The organism is Pseudonocardia sp. 2-7, assembly GCF_056341085.1.
On sequence record NZ_CP094507.1, the window covers coordinates 1442507 to 1461617 of the forward strand.

The window sequence follows — 19111 nt, forward strand, 5'->3', positions numbered from 1 at the left end:
TCGGGCACGTGTCGCGATTCGCCCCGCACCGGAGGGGTGTCACCGTGGACAACCTGGGCGTACTCAGCCTGCTCGCTCTCACCCCCATCCTCGTCGTCGCGGTTTTGCTGGTCGGGCTGCGCTGGCCCGCGAAGTACGCGATGCCGCTCGGCTTCGTCGCGGCGGCCCTGATCGGGTCGCTGGTCTGGGGGATGGGCACCACCGCGATCGTCGCGTCGACGATCGAGGGCCTGATCATCGCGGTCGGCCTGCTCTACATCATCTTCGGTGCGCTGCTGCTGCTGCAGACGCTCACCCAGAGCGGCGCGCTCGCGACGATCCGTGCCGGGTTCACCGGCATCAGCCCGGACCGGCGGGTCCAGGCGATCATCATCGGCTGGCTGTTCGGGTCGTTCATCGAGGGTGCGTCGGGGTTCGGGACCCCGGCAGCCGTCGTCGCGCCGTTGTTGCTGGCGCTCGGCTTCCCGGCGCTGGCCGCGGTGCTGGTCGGCATGGTGATCCAGTCGACGCCGGTCAGCTTCGGCGCCGCCGGGACGCCCGTACTCACCGGCATCGGGCAGGGGCTGTCCGGGTCGGCGGAGGTCGACGCGCGCACCGCTGCGCTCGGCCTGGACGCGACCGGCTACCTGTCCGCGATCGGGTTCGAGGTCGCGGCGCTGCACGCCGTCGCCGGGACGCTCGTCCCACTGTTCCTGGTGTGCCTGCTGACCCGCTTCTTCGGGGAGAACCGCAGCTTCGCCGAGGGCCTAGCGGTCGCCCCGTTCGCGCTCTACGCCGCGTTCGCGATGACCGTGCCCTACGTGCTGGTCGCCGCGCTGCTCGGCCCGGAGTTCCCGTCACTGCTCGGCGGGCTCGTCGGGCTGGCGCTGGTGATGTTCACCTCCAGCCGCGGCTTCCTCATGCCGCGCACGGTGTGGGACTTCCCGCCGCGCGAGCGGTGGCTCGACCGCTGGACCGGCGCCATCTCCGCGGGTGCCGACGACGGCGTCACCGGCACCCGGATGAGCACCTGGCTGGCCTGGTCGCCCTACGTGCTCGTCGCGGCGGTGCTGGTGCTGACCCGCACCGTCGCACCGGTGAAGGACGCGCTGTCGGGAATCACCGTCGGACCCGCGGACATCCTCGGGACCGGCATCGACGAGACGCTGCAGCCGCTCTACTCGCCGGGCGCGGTGTTCCTGCTGGTCTGTCTGGTCACCTACGGCCTGCACCGGATGAACGGCCGCCAGGTCGCGACGTCATGGGCCGTGTCGGGACGCCAGCTCGCCGGTGCCGCGGTCGCGCTGCTGTTCGCGCTGCCGCTGGTCCGCATCCTGATCAACTCCGGTGCCGAGCTGAACACGACCGGGCTGGCCTCGATGCCGCTGACGCTGGCCGAGGGGGCCGCCGCCGTCGCCGGGCCGGCCTGGCCGGTCCTGGCACCGTGGATCGGCGCCCTGGGGGCCTTCGTCGCCGGGTCGAACACGGTGTCCAACCTGACGTTCGCCCTGTTCCAGTTCGCGACCGCGGAGAACATCGGCGCCACCCCGGAGACGGTGGTCGCGGCCCAGGCGGTCGGCGGCGCCGCCGGGAACATGATCACCGTGCACAACGTCGTCGCCGCGTCGGCGACGGTGGGGCTGCTCGGCCGGGAGGGCGACGTGATCCGGATGACGATCATCCCGATGACGTACTACTGCCTGCTCTCGGGCGGGCTGGCGTTCGTGCTGATCCACGGCGTCGGGCTCAACACCGGCACGGTGCTGCTCACCCTGGTGCTGCTGACACTGGCCGCGATCGTGGTGGGCCTGCGGCGGGCGGCGACCCGGCTGCCGGCCTGACCCGGAGACGACGACGGCCCGGTCCCCATCGCTGCGGGGACCGGGCCGTCGTCGTGTGGATCAGGAGCCGCGGCGCCAGAACAGCAGCACCCGGCGCAGCCGGCTCCGCAGGCTCGGGTGACCGGGCACGGACCGCTGCGGGGCCGGGAACTGCCGGAACTCCGCGGGCGGCGGGGTCAGGTGGGCCGCCGGGAGGGTGGGCGGGTCCATCGCGACCAGGGTCTGGGGGAAGTGGCGCGCATCGGGCGACGGGGTCTTCTCGGGGTGCACGGTCGTCTCCTCCACGGCCGGTCCATCGCTCGCGGTGGTCGGGTCGTTACCGACGGCCTGCTGCATCTCCGGCCTCCTCACGGTCTCGGGCGGGGCGCATCGCCGGGACCCGTACCCGCCGGGGCCGGGGTCCACCCGCACGGGCCGCATCCGGGACGGGGCACCGCCGGGCCCGGGAGGCGAGCGCGGGGCGGCGGTGCCTGCACACCCAGGGTACCGACGTGACGTGCTCCGGAGACGTGTGCGGTGGCTCACCCGGCACGCCGTCGGAGACCCGGGTGCTCGCTACGGTGAGTGCCGAGCAGGTGGGACGGGTGGACGGAGCGGGCGTGTCGGGGCTGGTGGCGGTGGTGGCGTGGGCCGCCCTGGCGGGGTGGATCGCCGCCGGTGTGCTGCTCGTACTGGCCCACCGGCGGCTGGAGCGGCTCGAGCGGGAGCACACCGCCCGCAAGTGGGACATCGTCGCGCTGCGTGCCCAGCTGCGGGCGTTGCACCGGCGGCCGGACGAGCTGTCCGACCCCGCCGCGTCCACCGGTGCCGGCCCGTCCGTGCCGCGGCACCCCGGAGGTGACCCCGGGTCCCCGGTCCCGGCCGGCGGGACGCCCGGGCGTACCCGGACGGCCGGCGCCACGGCATGGCGCCGGTCGCACCGGCGCCCGGTGGGCCGTGCCCGGCGGCGTCCCTCCTGACGGGGGGCGGGGGTCAGCGCCGTGGCACCGCCGCCCCCCGGATGCTCGCGTCCAGCAGCTGCACCGGGTGCAGCAGCGGAACGTCGGCGAAGTCCTCGTTCGGCAGGTACTTGCCGATCTGCAGCAGGCAGCCCGGGTTCGCGGTGACCACGACGTCCGGCTTCGCGTCGCGGATCTTCTCCGCCTTCCGCACGCCCAGATCGGCGGCCGCGTCCGGCTTCACCATGTTGTAGATGCCGGCCGAGCCGCAGCACAGCGACGCCTCGGCGATGTCGACGAGCTCCAGCTCGGGGATGGTCCGGAGCACCTCGCGCGGCTGGTTACGGACGCCCTGGGCGTGCCCGAGGTGACAGGCGTCGTGGTAGGCGACGCGGCCGGTGACCGGGGTCCGCGGGGCGCGGGGGCCGCCGTCGTCCTCCCGGGAGTACAGGTCGGCCAGGACCTCGTGCACGTCGCGGCAGCGGGCGGAGAAGCGCGCCGCGCGCTCGGCCCAGGCGGGGTCGTCGGCGAGCAGGTGGCCGTAGTCCTTCATCGACGAGCCGCAGCCCGCGACGTTCGTGACCACCGCGTCGACGTCGAGGGTCTCGAAGCGGGCGATGGTGCGCCGGGCCCGGTCCAGCGCGGACTCCTCGCGCCCGGCGTGCACCTCCAGCGCGCCGCAGCACTGCTGGTCGCGGGGGACGAGCACGTCGCAGCCCTCGGCGGCGAGCACCCGCACGGTGGCCTCGTTGACCCGGTGGAAGAACACGTCCTGCACGCAGCCGGTGAGCAGTGCGACCCGGGCCCGGCGGGTGCCGACCGCGGGGGTGTGCACCGGGAGCGTCGCGAACGCCTCGCGCACCGAGACCGGCGGCAGCAGCGACTCCATCGCCGCGAGCTGACCGGGCAGCTTCTCGGCGAGCTTCCGGATCGCGGGGACCTTCCGCAGCTGCTGGTACAGCGCGCCGGGCAGGGCGGCCGCCCGCAGCCGTCGCTTGTAGGGGAACAGCGCGAAGATCGCGTCGCGGAACAGCTTGTCCGACGTACTGCGGGGCACGTTGCGCTCGATCTGCGGGCGCACCGACTCCAGCAGCTTGTCGTACTGCACCCCGGACGGGCAGGCGGTCACGCACGCCATGCAGCCCAGGCAGTTGTCCATGTGCTCGGTGAACGGCCCGTCGAGGCCGATGTCGCCCTTCTCTGCCAGGTCCATCAGCAGGATCCGGCCGCGCGGGGAGTCCATCTCCTCGCCCCACAGCACGTAGGTGGGGCAGGTCGGCAGGCAGAAGCCGCAGTGGACGCAGTCGTCGAGCAGCTCGCGCTGCGGCGGGTGGACGTCGTCGAACGCGCTCGGGCCCTGCTGGGGGATCTTGGTCTCGGCCGCCCCGGTCGGGGTGCCTGCGGGCTCGTGGGTGCTCGTCATGCGTGCCTCACATCCAGGGAGCGAAGCGACCGGCGGCGAACCGGGCCTCGGGGTCGAGCTGGGTCTTGACGGCCCTGAGCAGGGCGAGTGCGGACGGTGCGGGGCCCCACGCGGGGGCGTCGAGGGTCTCGGGCCGGTCACGCAGCACGCTGGTGCCACCGACCGCGGCGACGGCGTCGTGCACCTCCGCGACGGCGGCCCCCGGCACGGTGACGGTCGCGACGCCGGTCGCGAGGCCGGCCGTGACGGCGGTGGCGGGCAGCTGCTCCACCAGCGGCGCCAGCCGGGTCGGTGCGCACCCGATCCGGACGACGGCGCCGTCGAGGGCGAGTCCGTCGCCGTCACCGCCGGCGTGCGGACCGTCGGTCAGCGACGTGTGGGCGTCCCACGCGTCCGCGCCCACCTCCCGGGCGTCGGCGCCGAGCAGCTCACGCAGCCGCTCCACCCGTGCGGGCAGGGTCCGGGCGCCGCCCTCCAACCGGACCAGCAGGCGTCCCGGGTCACCGGAGACCCACTCGACGGCGATCGGCTCCAGCGGGCTGGCCATCAGCTCCAGCACCCGCGAGGCGGCCTCGGCCACCGGGCCGTCGACGCCCACGCAGGCGACGGCCTTCGGGACCGGGTGCAGCCGCAGGACGACCTCGACCAGCGGGCCGAAGGTGCCGTAGGAGCCGTGCATCAGCTTGGCCATGTCGTAGCCGGCGACGTTCTTGATGACGTGCCCGCCGGAGCGGACCATCGTGCCGTCGGCGAGTACCGAGGTGGTGCCGATGACCAGGTCCCGCAGACCGCCCCAGACCAGGGCGGACGGGCCGGCGTCGGCGGTGGCGAGGAGCCCGCCGACCGTGGCGCCGCGGGCGACCCGGGCGGCGTCGAACGCGAGGCGCTGACCGTGCTCGGCCAGCTGCTCCTGCAGCGCGCGGACCGGGGTCCCGGCGTGCACCGAGACGGTCATGTCGCCGGGGTTGTGGTGGATCACCCCGGACAGCGCGGAGAGGTCGAGCGTCGCGGCGACGTCGTCGGCCGCGCGGCCGGCCCAGCCGGTGGCGGTGCCGGCGCCGGTGATCGCGAGGCGGCCGGGGGTGTCCAGGACGGCGTCCCGGACCTCCTTCGCCGAGGTGGGGCGCAGCGTGGTGGGAGCAGCGCGTGTCATGTCGTCGGGCCCTTCCGGGTCTCGTACGGGTCGGTCGGACAGGTCGGCCGGACGGGTCACAGCCGTTCGATCAGGCCCGCCTCCTCCAGCGGGTGCGGCCGGTAGAGCCCCGGCTTCTCCCCGCACAGCCGCGGGGTGGGCAGGAGCTTGCCGGGGTTGCAGATGTGGTCGGGGTCGAAGCCGTCGCGGATGCGACGCATGACGGCCAGGTCGTCCTCGCCGAACATCCGCGGCATGGAGCAGGCCTTGTCGGTGCCGATGCCGTGCTCGCCCGACAGCGAGCCGCCCATCTCGACGCACAGCTCCGCGATCTGCGCCGACAGGTGCTCGGCCTGCTCGGTCTGGCCCTCGGCGGCGGAGAACAGGACCAGCGGGTGCAGGTTGCCGTCGCCGGCGTGGAAGACGTTCGCGACGCGCAGCCCGGCGTCGGTGCCCATCTCGTCGATCCGTTCGAGGATCTCGGCGAGCCGGGTCCGGGGGACCACGCCGTCCTGGACGATGTAGTCCGGCGAGATCCGGCCGACCGCGGCGAACGCGGCCTTGCGGCCCCGCCAGATGTTCGCCCGTTCCTCGGGGGAGCCCGCGATGTGCAGCCGGGTGCAGCCGTGCCGGTCGCAGATCTCCTTGACCAGCGCGAACTGCTCCTCGCACTCCTCGACGGTCCCGTCCAGCTCGACGACGAGCGCGGCCGGGGTGTCGAGGGAGTAGCCGGCGCCGGTGGCGCCCTCGGCGGCCTCGATGGCCAGCGCGTCCATCATCTCGACCGCGGCGGGCACGATCCCGGCCGCGACGATGTCGGAGACGACCTGCCCGCCCGCCGACACCGACGGGAAGTCCGCCAGCAGCGTGCGCATGACCTCGGGGGTGCGCAGCAGCCGGACGGTGACCTTCGTGACGATGCCGAGCGTGCCCTCGGAGCCGAGGAACACCCCGCGCAGGTCGGGCCCGGGCTGCTCCATCGTGTCCGAGCCGAGGGTGACCACCTCGCCGTCGGGGAGCACGACCTCCATCGACAGCACGTGGTTGGTGGTGAAGCCGTACTTGAGGCAGTGCGCGCCGCCGGAGTTCTCCGCGACGTTGCCGCCGATCGTGCACACCTGCTGGCTCGACGGGTCCGGGGCGTAGTAGAGCCCGTACGGCGACGCGGCCGCGGTGATCTCGAGGTTGGTGACGCCCGGCTCCAGTACCGCGCGCCGGTTCTCCGGGTCGACCTCGAGCACCCGGTTGAGCCGGTTCAGCCCGATGACGACGCCCTCGGCGACCGGCAGCGCGCCGCCGGACAGGCCGGTCCCGGCGCCGCGGGCGACGAACGGGATCCGGTGGCGCGCGCAGATCCGCACGCAGCCGGCGACGTCCTCGGCGGTGCGGGGTAGCAGGACCAGCTCGGGGACGACCCGGCTGCCGGTCAGGCCGTCGCACTCGTAGGTGCGGGTGCGGACCGGGTCGTCGAGCACGTCCGCCGCGCCCAGGAGGGCGACGAACTCGTCGTGGACGGTGCGGGCCAGAGGCATCGCTGCACTCCTTTGCTGCGCGTGGCGGGGCTCACGGAAGGGTAAGCCGACACCGGATCGCGACGCCTGTTCGGAGATCACGATCGGAGCCGCGTCACTTCCGTGATGCGGAAAAGATAATCCACTGGTAGAAATGCAGCCAGTCCTTCAACCACACGGAGAGGGTGGTCACAGATGGCCGACACCGCCGGCCTGCAGGTCGATCCGCACCTGAAGTCCTTCGTCGAGGACGAGCTGCTGTCCGACGTCGAGGTGTCGGCGGGCGACTTCTGGTCGACCCTCGCGCGGCTCCAGGGGCACTTCGGCCCGAGGATCGCGGACGCGCTCGCGCGCCGCGACGAGATCCAGGCGCGCATCGACGAGTGGCACCGCGAGCACGGCACCGGCTCGGTCGAGGACTACGAGAAGTTCCTCACCGATCTGGGCTACCTGCTGCCCGAGCAGTCCCCGAGCATCTCGGTCGACCGGGTCGACCCGGAGATCGCCGAGGTCCCCGGCCCACAGCTGGTCGTCCCCTCGACCGTCCCGCGGTATGCGCTCAACGCCGCCAACGCGCGGTGGGGCTCGCTGTTCGACGCCTTCTACGGCACCGACGCGCTCCCGCAGGACGGGGAGCTCGCCCGGGGCTATGACGAGCGCCGCGGCGCGCAGGTGATCACCGCCGCCGACGAGCTGCTCGACGAGCTGTTCCCGCTCGCGAAGGGCCGCCACGCCGACGCCACCGCCTACCGGGCTTCGACCGACGGGCTCGTCGTCGACACCGGCGCGACCGGCACGGTCGGGCTGGCCGACTCCGCGCAGTTCGCCGGGTTCCGCCCGGTCGACGGCGACGGCCGCGGCGCGGTCCTGCTGACCCGCAACGGGCTGCACCTGGAGATCACGATCGACCCGACCACCCAGGTCGGCACCCAGCACCACGCCGACGTCGCCGACGTCGTGCTCGAGTCCGCGGTCACCACGATCGTCGACCTCGAGGACTCTGTCGCGACCGTGGACGGCGAGGACAAGGCGCTGGCCTACCGCACCTGGCTCGGGCTGCTGCGCGGCGACCTGACCGCCGAGTTCCGCAAGGGCGGGAAGACCGTCACCCGCCGGGTCAACCCGGACCGCGAGTACACCGCGGCCGACGGCTCCGATCTCACCCTGCCCGGGCGCTCGCTGATGCTGGTCCGCAACTGCGGCCACCACATGACGACGAACGCGGTGCGCACCGCCGACGGCGCCGAGGTCGCCGAGGGCGTGCTCGACGCGCTCGTCTCGGCCGTCGCCGGGCTCTACGACCTGCAGGGGAAGGGCCCGCACACCAACTCCCGCGCGGGCAGCGTCTACATCGTCAAGCCCAAGCAGCACGGGCCCGAGGAGGTCGCGCTCACCGTCGAGCTGTTCGGCGCCGTCGAGGAGGCCCTCGGGCTGCAGGCGAACACGCTCAAGATCGGCATCATGGACGAGGAGAAGCGGACCACGGTCAACCTCTCCGCCTGCATCGCCGAGGCCGCGAACCGGGTCATCTTCGTCAACACCGGCTTCCTGGACCGCACCGGCGACGAGATCCACACCTGCTTCGCCGCGGGCCCGGTGCTGCGCAAGGGCGACATGAAGTCCACCACCTGGCTGAAGACCTACGAGGACCGCAACGTCGACGTCGCGCTCGCGGCCGGGTTCGCGCACACCGCGCAGGTCGGCAAGGGCATGTGGGCCAAGCCCGCCGCCATGGCCGAGATGATCGAGCAGAAGATCGGCCACCCGAAGGCCGGTGCGAACTGCGCATGGGTGCCCTCGCCCACCGCGGCCACCCTGCACGCGTTGCACTACCTGCGCGTCGACGTGCACGCGGTGCAGGACGAGATCGCCTCCCGCGCCACCGCGGACCGTCGCAAGCTGCTCGAGGTCCCGGTGACCGACGCGTCGTCGCTGTCGGCGCAGGACGTGACCCACGAGCTGGAGACCAACGCCCAGTCGATCCTCGGTTACGTGGTGCGCTGGGTCGGCATGGGCATCGGCTGCTCCACCGTCCCGGACCTGGAGGGCGTCGGGCTGATGGAGGACCGCGCCACCCTGCGGATCTCCGCCCAGCTGGTCGCGAACTGGCTCGCCCACGGTGTGGTCGACGAGCAGACCGTGCGGGACACCTTCGCCCGGATGGCCGCCGTCGTCGACGAGCAGAACGCCGGCGAGGACGGCTACCCCGCGATGGCCAAGGACCTGGACTCCAGCGAGTCGTTCCAGGCCGCACTGGAGCTGGTGTTCAGCGGGGCGACCGAGCCCAACGGCTACACCGAGCGGACGCTGACCCGCTGGCGTCAGCGGGCCAAGGCCGCGGCCTAGGCCGCACCACCACCGTCGACGACGACGCCCCCGGGACCGGTCCCCGGGGGCGTCGTCGCGTTCCGAGGAGGAGACCGATCGTGAAGCCGTGGACGCGGCCGGCCGCCGTGCTGTTCGGCGTCGGCTACGGCGCCAACCAGTTCAGCCCGCTGATGGTCATGTACCGCGAGCAGGGGCACTACTCGCCGACCGTGGTCGCCGCGTTCTTCGGTGTCTACGTGCTCGGTCTCGCCCCGGGCCTGCTCGTCGGCGGGCCCGCGTCGGACCGCTGGGGCCGCCGCCGGGTGCTGCTGCCCGCGACGGCCGCGTCGATCCCGGCCAGTGCCGTCATCGCGCTCGGTGCGTTCTCCGAGATCCTGCTCTACGCCGGCAGGCTGCTGTTCGGCCTGTGCATCGGCGTCGCGATGGCGGTGGCGACGACGTGGGTCAAGGAGCTGTCCGGCGAGGGGGAGGGCGCCCGGCGGGCGGCGCTCGCGCTCACCGCGGGCTTCGGCCTCGGACCGTTGGTCGGCGGGCTGCTCGCGCAGTTCGCACCGCTGCCGATGGAGCTGCCCTACCTGGTCCACATCGCGCTCATGGTCCCCGTCACCTGGTGGCTCGTGGCGGCCCCGGAGACGGTCGTGCCGGGCCGCTCCCGGTCCTGGCTGCGCGACCTGCGGGTGCCCGCCGCCGCGCACCCCCGCTTCCGGTGGCTGGTGCTGCCCGCCGCGGCGTGGGTGTTCGGCGCCGCCGCGCTGTCGTTCGCGGTGCAGCCGACCGCGCTCGGCGACGTCGTCGGCGGCTACGGGCTGCTCGTCGCGACGCTGCTCACCGCCGTCACCCTGGGCTGCGGCTTCCTCGCCCAGTCCGCGGCCCGGACGATCGACGCACGCTCGCCGCTCGCCGCCACCCGGATCGGGCTCGCGCTCGTCGTCGTCGGGACGGTGGTGGCCGCGGCGGGTGCCGCCGGCCGCTCCGTCCCGGTCGCGTTCGGTGCCGCCGCGTTGCTCGGCGCCGGCTACGGCTTCGTGCTGCTGTCAGGACTGCAGGAGGTCCAGCGCATCGCCGCGCCGGAGCACCTGGCCGGGCTCACCGCGGTGTTCTACTCGCTGACCTACGCCGGTTTCCTGCTGCCGATGCTGCTGTCCGCCCTGACCGGGGCCGCGAGATACCCGGTCCTGCTGCTCGTCGTCGCCGGGGTGCAGGCGGTCTGCCTGGGCCTGGTCTGGGCGGGGGCGCACCGGGTGCGCCGGTCCCCACGGGAGCGGACCGCGGTGCCCTGACCCGTGGCCACGGCCCCGGTGTGGTCGCGGTCCGCGCGCTGATCCGCTCCGCGCGCGCATCCGGGTCCGCGCGCGCCGCGGATCACCGCGCGCGGTGCGGATCCCCCGCCGTCCGAGCCGGGAGGCCGTCGGGGTCGGCGCGCGCCGCCGCCCCCGGCCGGGGGTCCACCCGATGTCCACCCCGGGACGGAGGCGGCCACCGGCCGGCGCTCGTACCGTCGGTCGGGTGACCACCACCACCGGTCCGGACGCCACGGACCTGCCGCGCCTCCCGTTCCCGCGCCACGACGTCCTCGAGCTCCCGCCGCTGTTCGACCGGCTGCGGGAGCGGTCCCCGATCACCCCGGTCCGGACCCCGGCCGGTGATGTCGCGTGGCTGGTCACCGGTTACGACGAGGCCCGCGCCCTGTTCGCCGACGACCGGCTCGGCCGCAGCCACCCCGAGCCGGAGCGGGCCGCGCGCATCTCCGACTCGATCATCTTCGGCGGGCCGAGCGGCGACTCACCGGAGACCGAGCGCGCGAACCACACCCTGATGCGCAGACTGCTCGCGCCCGCGTTCTCCGCGCGCCGGATGCGCAGGCTCTCCGGGCACGTCGCGGAGCTGGTGGCCCGGCAGCTCGACGTCGTCGAGGCCGCCGGTCCCGGCGCCGACCTGCACGAGCTGTTCTCCTTCCCGCTGCCGGTGCTGGTCATCTGCGAGCTGCTCGGCGTCCCCTACGACGACCGCGAGGAGTTCCGGCGCTGGTCCGGCGAGCTCGGGCTGCTCCACGACCGGCCCCGCGCCGAGGCCGCCGCGCAGGCACTGTTCGCCTACGTCCGCGGCCTCGTCGACCGCAAGGACGACGAGCCGGGGGAGGACGTGCTGTCGGACTTCGCCGCGCTCGGCTCGGCGCCGGAGCAGCGCGACCGGCTCGCCGCGCTCGGTGCCGGACTGCTGTTCGCCGGGCACGAGACGACGGTCGGCCGGATCGACACCGGCACCGTCCTGCTGCTGGACCGCCCGGGGGAGTGGGCGGCCCTCGCCGCGGACCCGGAGCGCGCCCCGGGGGCGGTCGAGGAGGTCCTGCGGCTGGCGGTGCCCAGCGGGGGCAACGGCGGCATCCCGCGCTACGCGCACGCCGACGTCGACATCGCCGGGGTGCACATCCCGGCGGGCGACGCGATCCTGCTCGCCCCGGGCGCGGCGAACCGGGACCCGCGGCACTTCGACGGGGCGACCGAGTTCGACGCGGAGAGGAAGTCCTCGCACCTCGCGTTCGGGCACGGGCCGTATTTCTGCGTGGGCGCGAGCCTGGCCCGGGTCGAGCTGACCGAGGTGTTCCGGGCGCTGCCCGCCCGGTTCCCGTCGCTGCGCCTCGCCGTGCCGCGCACCGAGCTGGAGCTGCGCTCGGACGTGCTCACCGGAGGGCTGCGTGCGCTGCCGGTCACCTGGGACCGATCATGAGGACGTGGGGGAACTCGAACTGCGCGTGGCGGGGCTCGACCATCCGGACGTGACGCCACTGATGCGGCGGCTGCAGGCGTTCTACGGCGAGGTCTACGGCGACGGCGACGCCACCGCCGTCGACCCGGCCGACTTCCGGACCCCGTCCGGGTTGTTCCTGGTCGGCTACGACGACGGCGTCCCCGTCGCGACCGGGGCGTGGCGCGCCGTCGACGCCGACCCGGCCGACCCGGCGCGCCGTGACGGCGACGCCGAGCTGAAGCGGATGTACGTCGAGCCCGCCGCCCGCGGCCGGGGACACGCCCGGGCGGTGCTCGTCGCGCTGGAGCGTGCGGCCGCCGCCGCCGGGCGTCGTCGCATGATCCTCGAGACGGGTGACGGCCAGCCCGCTGCGATCGCGCTGTACGAGACCAGCGGATACCGTCGGACCAGCAACTTCGGTGCGTACCGGAACGACCCCCGCTCCCGGTGCTTCGCCAAACCGCTCGCGGCGTGAGACTCGGTACGGTCACGGGCGAAACGTCCGGTTGCGCCGATAGGATGACCTCGGCGTCGTCGCCGCGTCCCTTCCGGTGATCGTGCGGCGGCCTCTTCCGGCGCTCCCCGGGTCCGGCCGTGACGTGAGCGGAACCGCTGGTCCGAACGACCCCGTGACTCCAGGAGGTGTCGGTGCTCGCCGTCGTGGCCGCCCATCTCGTCCTGGCGCTGTGCCTGCCCGCGCTCGCCCGGTACCACCGGCGGCTGGCGTTCGGCGCCGGCGCCGCCCTGCTCGCCGCCACCCTCGTGTGGGCGATGACGCAGGCCTCGACCGCGCTCTCCGGCGGGGTGACCGACCGCGTCGAGTGGGCGCCCGAGCTGGGGCTGACGCTGAGCCTGCGGATGGACGCGCTCGCGATCGCGATGATCGTGCTCGTCTCCGGCGTCGGAGCGCTGATCATGATCTACGCGGCCTGGTACTTCGGACCGCGCTCCACCGACGCGGCCCGCTCCGCGGCGCTGCTGGTCGCCTTCGCCGGGATGATGCTCGGCCTGGTGCTGGCCGACGACCTGCTGACCCTCTACGTGTTCTGGGAGCTGACGTCGCTGACGTCGTTCCTGCTCGTCGGGCAGGGCGGCCAGTACCGGGAGAACCGCCGCGCCGCGGTCCAGGCGCTCGTCGTGACCGTGTTCGGCGGGCTGGCGATGCTGCTCGGGATCGTGCTGCTGGGCCAGCTGGCCGGCACGTACTCGATCCCGGAGATCACCGCGGCCGCGACCTCCGGCACGCTCGCCCCCGACAGCCCGGTCGCGCTGTCGGTGTCGCTGGTGCTGATCCTGCTGGGCGCGCTGACCAAGTCCGCGCAGCTGCCGTTCCACCCCTGGCTTCCGTACGCGATGGCCGCCCCGACCCCGATCTCGGCGTACCTGCACGCGGCGTCGATGGTGAAGGCCGGGGTCGTGCTCGTCGCGCGGCTCGGGCCCGCGTTCTCGGTGCACCCCGTGTGGTGGGCGCCGGTCATGGTGCTCGGCCTCGCGACGATGGTGCTGGGCGGCTGGCGCGCGATGCGCCAGACCGACCTCAAGCGGCTGCTGGCCTTCGGCACCGTCTCCCAGCTCGGGTTCCTCATGGTGCTGTTCGGGTCCGGCTCGCGGGTGGCCGGGCTCGCCGGCATCGCGATGCTGCTGGCGCACGGCCTGTTCAAGGCGCCGCTGTTCATGGTGGTCGGGGCTATCGACAAGGCCTGCGGCACCCGTGACCTGCGGGAGCTGTGCGGTCTCGGGCGCCGCCGGCGCGGGCTGGCCGTCGTCGCCACGCTCGCCGGGCTGTCGATGGCGGGGCTCCCGCCGATGCTCGGCTTCGTCGGCAAGGAGGCCGCGTTCGAGGCGTTCGTGCTCGAGGGCGGCGTCCGCGGCTGGATCGCGGCGATCGGACTGGTCGCGGGCTCGTTGCTGACCGTCGCCTACACCGCACGGTTCCTGTGGGGCGCGTTCTCCACCAAGGGGCTGCACCCCACCGGCGGCGACCCGGTCCCGCTCGGCCTGTCCGGCCCGGCGTGGCTGTGCGCGCTGACCGGGATCGCGGCCGGGTTCGCCGCGCCGCTGGTCCAGCAGCTCGCCGCCTCCTACGCCGCGTCGCTGCCCCCGCTCGGCGACGCCTACGCCGCCCGCTACGAGCTGGCCCTGTGGCACACCCCCGCGCTGCCGCTGCTGTTCACCGGCGTCGCGCTGGCCGGCGGGCTCCTCCTGCACCGCTACGGACAGACCCTGACCGGGCACCTCTCGGTGCCGCACGTGTCCGCCCAGCGCGGGTACGAGGCCGTCGTGACCGGGCTGGAGCGCTCGGCGATCACGGTCACCGGCCGGCTGCAGATCGGCTCGCTGCCGGTCTACCTCGGCTGCATCCTCGCGACACTGATCGCGCTGCCCGGCCCGGTCCTCGCCGTGACCGGCACGTTCCCGACCGACCAGGCGCCGTACCACTCGATCATGCAGGTCCCGGTCGGGCTGATGGTGATCGTCGCGGCGATCGCGCTGTGCCTGGCGCACCGCCGGTTCACCGCGGTGCTGCTGGTCGGCGCCGTCGGCTACGGCATCGGCGGCCTGTTCGTCATCGACGGTGCCCCCGACCTGGCGCTCGCCCAGTTCCTGGTCGAGACGCTCACCCTGGTGGCGTTCGTCTTCGTGCTGCGACGCCTGCCCGCCCACTTCGACGAGCCGGACAGCGAGCGCCGCGTCCGCGCCCCCAAGGCCGCGGTCGCCGCGGTCGGCGGACTGCTCGTCGCGGGGATGGCCGTGGTGCTCTCCGGGGCCCGCACGCTGCCGCCCGCCACCACCGGGCCGTTCATCGCCGGCGCGCCGGAGGCCGGTGCGACCAACCTGATCAGCGCGATCCTGGTGGACTTCCGCGCGCTCGACACGGTCGGTGAGATCACCGTGCTGCTGATCTGTGCCGCCGGCACCGCGAGCCTGGTGCTCGCGACCCGTTACGACAAGAGGAAGGGCGGCACGGTCGTGCGCAGCGGCTCGGGATCGCCGAAGCACGAGCAGGAGGTGCTCGGATGACGGCCTCGCAGGAGAAGCCCGCACCCCCGCCGGGGGACGCCGAGAGCTGGGCCCGGATGGACCAGCCCAGCGGGCGGTGGATGCTCCCCGGCGCCTGCCCGGACGTCCGCGAGCGGACCCTCGTGCTGGAGGCCGCGGCCCGGCTGCTGTTCCCCGTGGTGCTGGTGTTCTCGGTGTTCCTGCTGCTGGAGGGCCACTACGGCCCCGGCGGCGGGTTCTCCGGCGGCCTGGTCGCCGGGCTCGCGTTCGTGCTGCGCCACATCGCGGGCGGCGACGACAACCTGGGCTCCCGGTTCCGGATCCGCCCGCCCGTGCTGGTCGGCACCGGGCTGATCGTCGCGGTGCTCACCGCACTGGCCCCGGTCGCCTGGGGCGATCCGGTGCTCGCCTCGGTCAAGTGGACCATCACCTTCGGCCGGTTCGGCTACCTCGACATCGTGACCAGCCTGCTGCTCGACGTCGGCGTCTACCTGCTGATCATCGGCGTGGTGCTCGACCTGCTGCGCTCGCTCGGCTCCGGCATCGCCCGCGATGCCCGCGAGGCCGGCGAGGACGTCCCGGGCGGAGGTGGTCGCGGATGAACACCACGATCAACCTGAGCATGGCGATCGTGCTCGCGGTGCTGTACTCGGTCGGGTTCTACCTGCTGATGCAGCGATCGCTCATGCGCATCCTGATCGGCATCGTGGTGCTCGGGCACGGCGCGAACCTGCTGCTGCAGGTCTCCGGCGGCCCGCCCGGCCGCGCCCCGATCCTCGACGCGGTGCTGCCCGAGCAGATCACCGACCCGCTCCCGCAGGCGCTGGCGTTGACCGCCATCGTCATCACCTTCGCCCTCACCACGCTGCTGCTGGCCCTGGGCTACCGCTCCTGGGTGCTCGTCGGGCACGACGAGGTGCAGGACGACGTGGAGGACCGCCGCATCGCCGACCGGCAGAAGCCCAAGGGCGCGATGGAGGAGGGCACCGCGGACGAGACCGACGCCGAGCCCGAGGACACCGCCGACTCCCACGAGCTCGAGGAGGGCCGCCGGTGACCCCGCTACAGGCCCTGGTCACGCTGCCGGTGCTGCTGCCCATGCTCGGTGCCGCGACCAGCGTCGTCGTCAGCCGCCGCGCCTCGGCCCAGCGGGTCATCGGCGTGGTGACCCTGACGCTGGTGTGCGTCGTCGCCGCCGTGCTGCTGGTCGCGGCCGACGCGAACGGCCCGGTCGTCGCCGAGCTCGGCGGCTGGTCGGCCCCGATGGGCATCGTGCTCGTCGCCGACCGGATGTCGGCGCTGCTGCTGCTCATCTCGACGGTGGTGACCCTCGCGGTGCTCGTCTACGCGATCGACCAGCGGATCTCCGACTACGGCCGGGAGACCGCCAGCACCACCTTCCACCCGATCTTCCTGCTGCTGTCGACGGGGGTGTCGCTGGCCTACCTGACCGGCGACCTGTTCACCCTGTTCGTCGCGTTCGAGATCATGCTGGCGTCGAGCTACGTGCTCATCACCCGGCGCACGTCGGCGTCGCGGATCCGGTCCGGCATGACCTACGTGATCGTGTCGCTGACCTCGTCGCTGCTGTTCCTCACCGCGGTGGGGCTCGTCTACGCCGCCACCGGCACGGTCAACCTGGCCGACCTCGCCGGGCGGATGGGTGCGCTGCCGGAGGGCCTGCGCGCGGTCCTGGCCCTGGTGCTGATCGTGGTGTTCGGCATCAAGGCGGCGATCGTGCCGCTGCACTTCTGGCTGCCCGACAGCTACCCGAACGCGCCCGCCCCGGTCACCGCGCTGTTCGCGGGCCTGCTCACCAAGGTCGGCATCTACGCGCTGCTGCGCACCCAGACGCTGGTGTTCCCGCAGGACAGCCCGTCGACGCTGCTGCTGGTGATCGCCGCCGTCACGATGGTGGTCGGGGCACTCGGCGCCGTCGCCCAGGACGACCTCAACCGGCTGCTGTCGTTCCTGCTGGTCAGCCACATCGGGTTCATGGTGTTCGGGCTCGCCCTGCACACCCCCGACGGCATCGCCGGGACCGGGCTCTACGTCGTCCACCACATCACGGTCCAGGCGACGTTGTTCCTGGTCAGCGGGCTCATCACCCGGCGGACCGGGACGGTGTCGATCTCCCAGATGGGTGGGCTGGCCCAGCGGGCACCGCACCTGGCCGTGCTGTTCGCGATCCCCGCGATCACCCTCGCCGGGCTGCCACCCACCTCGGGGTTCGTCGCGAAGCTCGCGCTGCTGCAGGCCGGTGCGGGCGCGGGCCCCGCCGGGGCGCTGGTCGCCGCCGTCGTCGTGCTGGCGAGCCTGCTGACCCTCTACGCCGTCGCCCGGGTCTGGGTGCGGGTGTTCTGGGGCGCCCCCAAGGAGCCCCTCGCCGACGACGACCCGAACGACGAGCTCGTCGTCGGGACCGCGCGCAGCGCCCGCGGCATGTACGTCGGCGCGTCCGCGCTGGTCGTGGTCAGCGTCGCGATCGCGCTGTTCGCCGGCCCGCTGTCCGGGGTGACCGCCCGGGCCGGGGTGGACCTGCACGACCGGACCGGTTACACCGACGCCGTCCTCGGGCCGGGCGCGGACCCCGGCAGCGATGGGACCATCAGCGCCGGCGGGCCGGCCGGCGGCGTCGACGGGAACACGACCGTCCGGACCGCGGCCGGCGACACCCCGGAGGTGACCCCGTGAGCGAGCAGACCCCGAGCCGCGGTGGCGCGGGCACGGCCGACGGCCCGGACCCGCAGGACCGCCCCGACGGCGACGACCGCGAGGACCGGGTGCTGTCCTCACCGGAGGCTCGCCGGGAGGCCGAGATGGGAGCGGCCGAGGTCGGCGACCCGCCCGACCACGTCCCCACCCCCGCCCGGGTGCCCCCGCCGGCCCCCGACTCCGTCGCCGAGCCGACGGGTGGGAGCTCCCGGGGCGGGAGCGTGCGCCGGCGGGTCCCGCAGGTGCTCGCGCTGGCGCTGGTGTGGGTGCTGCTGTGGGGGAGTCTCTCCCCGGCTGCGATCGTGGGCGGGCTGCTCGTCGGTGCCGCGGTCACGGCGGTCTTCCCACTGCCGCTACTGCCCGAGCCGCTCCCGATCCGCCCGTGGAAGCTGCTGCGGCTGCTGGGTTTCCTGGTCTCGGACCTGGTCGTCTCCGGCATCCGGGTCAGCATGGTGACGCTACGGCACGGGCCGCGCGCCCGGTCCGGGATCGTCGGGCTGCCGCTGTGCACCGGCTCGGACCGCACCGCGACGACGATCGTCGCGGCCTGCGCGCTGTCCCCGGGCAGCTTCACGCTGCAGATCGACCGCGCCCGGCACCGCTGGTACGTCTACGCACTCGGCCTGCACCGACCCGGCGCCGTCGAACGGACTCGCCGGGACATGATGCGGCTGCAGATGCGGGTCATCGACGCCGTCGGCAGCCAGGAGGACCGGGATCGGTGCGCCGCCGCGGTCACCGCCGAGGACGCGGGGAGGAACGACCGGTGACCGTCGTCCACACGCTGGTACTGATCATGCTGACCGCCGCGGCGGCGCTGACGATGTGGCGGCTCCTGACGGGCCCCACCACGCTGGACCGCATCGCGGCCCTGGACGTGTTCGTCGTGCTCATCGTGGCCGCGGCCGCGGTGTACGCGGCGATCTACTCCGACGGGTCGAACATCCCGCTGCTGGCCGCGGTCGCGCTGATCGCGCTGGTCGGCTCGGCGACGGCGGCCCGTCTGGTCGAACGATGGGAGCGGCACCGCTGATGGGCGTGCACGACGTGCTCGACGTGGTCTCCGCCGCGCTGATGCTCGCCGGCGGGCTGTCCTGCCTGCTCGGCGCGCTCGGGCTGGTCCGGCTGCCGGACCTGCCCGCCCGGCTGCAGGCCACCACCAAGCCGCAGACCCTGGGGCTGCTGCTGATCCTGCTGGGCGTCGCGGTGAACCTGGAGTTCGAGAACTCCTCGACGCTGATCCTGGTGGTGCTGTTCCAGGTGCTGACGGCGCCGGTCATCTCGCAGGTGGTCGGTCGCTCGGCCTACCGCAGCGGCGCGATCGACCGGGACGCACTCGTCGTCGACGACCTGGGGGAGGACATCGACGCCGACGCGCGCGCCCGGGAGGTGCGGACGGTTCAGCCGTCGTCGCCGGAGCCGGGTCCGTCCTCGCGCAGCGTCGACGGGGTCGACCGGGCACCGGAGCGGTAGGACGGCCGCCCCGGAGGGCGACG

Annotated in this window: 17 protein-coding genes; 13 read left to right on the forward strand and 4 right to left on the reverse strand. The window is 73.8% G+C overall.

Annotated elements, in window-relative coordinates; genetic code table 11:
* The first annotated feature begins 44 nt into the window (after positions 1 to 44).
* Positions 45 to 1820, forward strand: coding sequence for an L-lactate permease (locus tag MTO91_RS07195; RefSeq protein ID WP_405418701.1), 1776 nt, complete (start codon positions 45 to 47; stop codon positions 1818 to 1820).
* Positions 1821 to 1880: 60 nt separating this feature from the next.
* On the opposite strand, the gene MTO91_RS07200 is transcribed toward MTO91_RS07195, so the two are convergent.
* Positions 1881 to 2156 (reverse strand): hypothetical protein, encoded by a 276-nt coding sequence (locus MTO91_RS07200; protein ID WP_073578221.1) that lies wholly within the window; start codon positions 2154 to 2156, stop codon positions 1881 to 1883.
* A gap of 224 nt (positions 2157 to 2380) precedes the next feature.
* Between MTO91_RS07200 and MTO91_RS07205 the strand changes: the two genes are divergently transcribed.
* The gene (locus MTO91_RS07205; RefSeq protein WP_476654111.1) at positions 2381 to 2779 is read left to right on the forward strand and encodes a hypothetical protein; all 399 of its coding nucleotides are present in this window, start codon (positions 2381 to 2383) and stop codon (positions 2777 to 2779) included.
* A gap of 13 nt (positions 2780 to 2792) precedes the next feature.
* On the opposite strand, the gene MTO91_RS07210 is transcribed toward MTO91_RS07205, so the two are convergent.
* The 3 genes from MTO91_RS07210 to MTO91_RS07220 are packed head-to-tail and all read right to left on the reverse strand — an operon-like array spanning position 2793 to position 6845.
* Positions 2793 to 4181, reverse strand: a complete 1389-nt coding sequence (locus tag MTO91_RS07210; RefSeq protein WP_405418697.1) for a (Fe-S)-binding protein — start codon at positions 4179 to 4181, stop codon at positions 2793 to 2795.
* A gap of 7 nt (positions 4182 to 4188) precedes the next feature.
* Entirely contained in the window at positions 4189 to 5334 is a 1146-nt protein-coding gene (locus MTO91_RS07215; protein WP_476654112.1) for an FAD-binding oxidoreductase, read from the reverse strand.
* 56 nt (positions 5335 to 5390) lie between these two features.
* A complete protein-coding gene (locus MTO91_RS07220; protein WP_062400921.1) occupies positions 5391 to 6845 on the reverse strand; it encodes an FAD-binding oxidoreductase in 1455 nt (484 codons plus the stop codon).
* A gap of 174 nt (positions 6846 to 7019) precedes the next feature.
* Between MTO91_RS07220 and MTO91_RS07225 the strand changes: the two genes are divergently transcribed.
* The 11 genes from MTO91_RS07225 to mnhG all read left to right on the forward strand — a co-directional run bounded on the left by MTO91_RS07225 (position 7020) and on the right by mnhG (position 19088).
* Positions 7020 to 9170, forward strand: a complete 2151-nt coding sequence (locus MTO91_RS07225) for a malate synthase G (protein ID WP_476654113.1) — start codon at positions 7020 to 7022, stop codon at positions 9168 to 9170.
* 80 nt (positions 9171 to 9250) lie between these two features.
* Positions 9251 to 10432, forward strand: coding sequence for an MFS transporter (locus tag MTO91_RS07230; protein WP_476654114.1), 1182 nt, complete (start codon positions 9251 to 9253; stop codon positions 10430 to 10432).
* A gap of 226 nt (positions 10433 to 10658) precedes the next feature.
* A complete protein-coding gene (locus tag MTO91_RS07235) occupies positions 10659 to 11879 on the forward strand; it encodes a cytochrome P450 (RefSeq protein ID WP_476654115.1) in 1221 nt (406 codons plus the stop codon).
* A gap of 61 nt (positions 11880 to 11940) precedes the next feature.
* The gene (locus tag MTO91_RS07240; RefSeq protein WP_345654176.1) at positions 11941 to 12375 is read left to right on the forward strand and encodes a GNAT family N-acetyltransferase; all 435 of its coding nucleotides are present in this window, start codon (positions 11941 to 11943) and stop codon (positions 12373 to 12375) included.
* 167 nt (positions 12376 to 12542) lie between these two features.
* Positions 12543 to 14921, forward strand: a complete 2379-nt coding sequence (gene mbhE / locus MTO91_RS07245) for a hydrogen gas-evolving membrane-bound hydrogenase subunit E (RefSeq protein WP_476654116.1) — start codon at positions 12543 to 12545, stop codon at positions 14919 to 14921.
* A complete protein-coding gene (locus tag MTO91_RS07250) occupies positions 14918 to 15502 on the forward strand; it encodes an MnhB domain-containing protein (RefSeq protein ID WP_405418686.1) in 585 nt (194 codons plus the stop codon). The genes mbhE and MTO91_RS07250 overlap by 4 nt, the downstream gene beginning before the upstream one ends.
* The gene (locus MTO91_RS07255) at positions 15499 to 15957 is read left to right on the forward strand and encodes a Na(+)/H(+) antiporter subunit C (protein ID WP_062400925.1); all 459 of its coding nucleotides are present in this window, start codon (positions 15499 to 15501) and stop codon (positions 15955 to 15957) included. Before MTO91_RS07250 ends, MTO91_RS07255 begins: the two co-directional genes overlap by 4 nt.
* A gap of 41 nt (positions 15958 to 15998) precedes the next feature.
* On the forward strand, positions 15999 to 17594 hold the full coding sequence (locus MTO91_RS07260) for a Na+/H+ antiporter subunit D (RefSeq protein WP_476654828.1): 1596 nt from the start codon (positions 15999 to 16001) through the stop codon (positions 17592 to 17594).
* Positions 17591 to 18385: a Na+/H+ antiporter subunit E gene (locus tag MTO91_RS07265; protein WP_337826427.1), complete on the forward strand. Its 795-nt coding sequence runs from the start codon at positions 17591 to 17593 to the stop codon at positions 18383 to 18385. Before MTO91_RS07260 ends, MTO91_RS07265 begins: the two co-directional genes overlap by 4 nt.
* On the forward strand, positions 18382 to 18648 hold the full coding sequence (locus MTO91_RS07270; protein ID WP_073578216.1) for an MrpF/PhaF family protein: 267 nt from the start codon (positions 18382 to 18384) through the stop codon (positions 18646 to 18648). The genes MTO91_RS07265 and MTO91_RS07270 overlap by 4 nt, the downstream gene beginning before the upstream one ends.
* Positions 18630 to 19088: a monovalent cation/H(+) antiporter subunit G gene (gene mnhG / locus MTO91_RS07275; RefSeq protein WP_308292828.1), complete on the forward strand. Its 459-nt coding sequence runs from the start codon at positions 18630 to 18632 to the stop codon at positions 19086 to 19088. The genes MTO91_RS07270 and mnhG overlap by 19 nt, the downstream gene beginning before the upstream one ends.
* Positions 19089 to 19111 lie beyond the last annotated feature (23 nt).

Coding starts and splice junctions, on each gene's coding strand:
- MTO91_RS07200 (WP_073578221.1), bottom strand. CDS start 2,156: ATGCAGCAGGCCGTCGGTAACGACCCGACCACCGCGAGCGATGGACCG.
- MTO91_RS07250 (WP_405418686.1), top strand. CDS start 14,918: ATGACGGCCTCGCAGGAGAAGCCCGCACCCCCGCCGGGGGACGCCGAG.
- MTO91_RS07240 (WP_345654176.1), top strand. CDS start 11,941: ATGCGGCGGCTGCAGGCGTTCTACGGCGAGGTCTACGGCGACGGCGAC.
- MTO91_RS07215 (WP_476654112.1), bottom strand. CDS start 5,334: ATGACACGCGCTGCTCCCACCACGCTGCGCCCCACCTCGGCGAAGGAG.
- MTO91_RS07255 (WP_062400925.1), top strand. CDS start 15,499: ATGAACACCACGATCAACCTGAGCATGGCGATCGTGCTCGCGGTGCTG.
- MTO91_RS07225 (WP_476654113.1), top strand. CDS start 7,020: ATGGCCGACACCGCCGGCCTGCAGGTCGATCCGCACCTGAAGTCCTTC.
- MTO91_RS07260 (WP_476654828.1), top strand. CDS start 15,999: ATGCTCGGTGCCGCGACCAGCGTCGTCGTCAGCCGCCGCGCCTCGGCC.
- MTO91_RS07210 (WP_405418697.1), bottom strand. CDS start 4,181: ATGACGAGCACCCACGAGCCCGCAGGCACCCCGACCGGGGCGGCCGAG.
- mnhG (WP_308292828.1), top strand. CDS start 18,630: ATGGGAGCGGCACCGCTGATGGGCGTGCACGACGTGCTCGACGTGGTC.
- MTO91_RS07220 (WP_062400921.1), bottom strand. CDS start 6,845: ATGCCTCTGGCCCGCACCGTCCACGACGAGTTCGTCGCCCTCCTGGGC.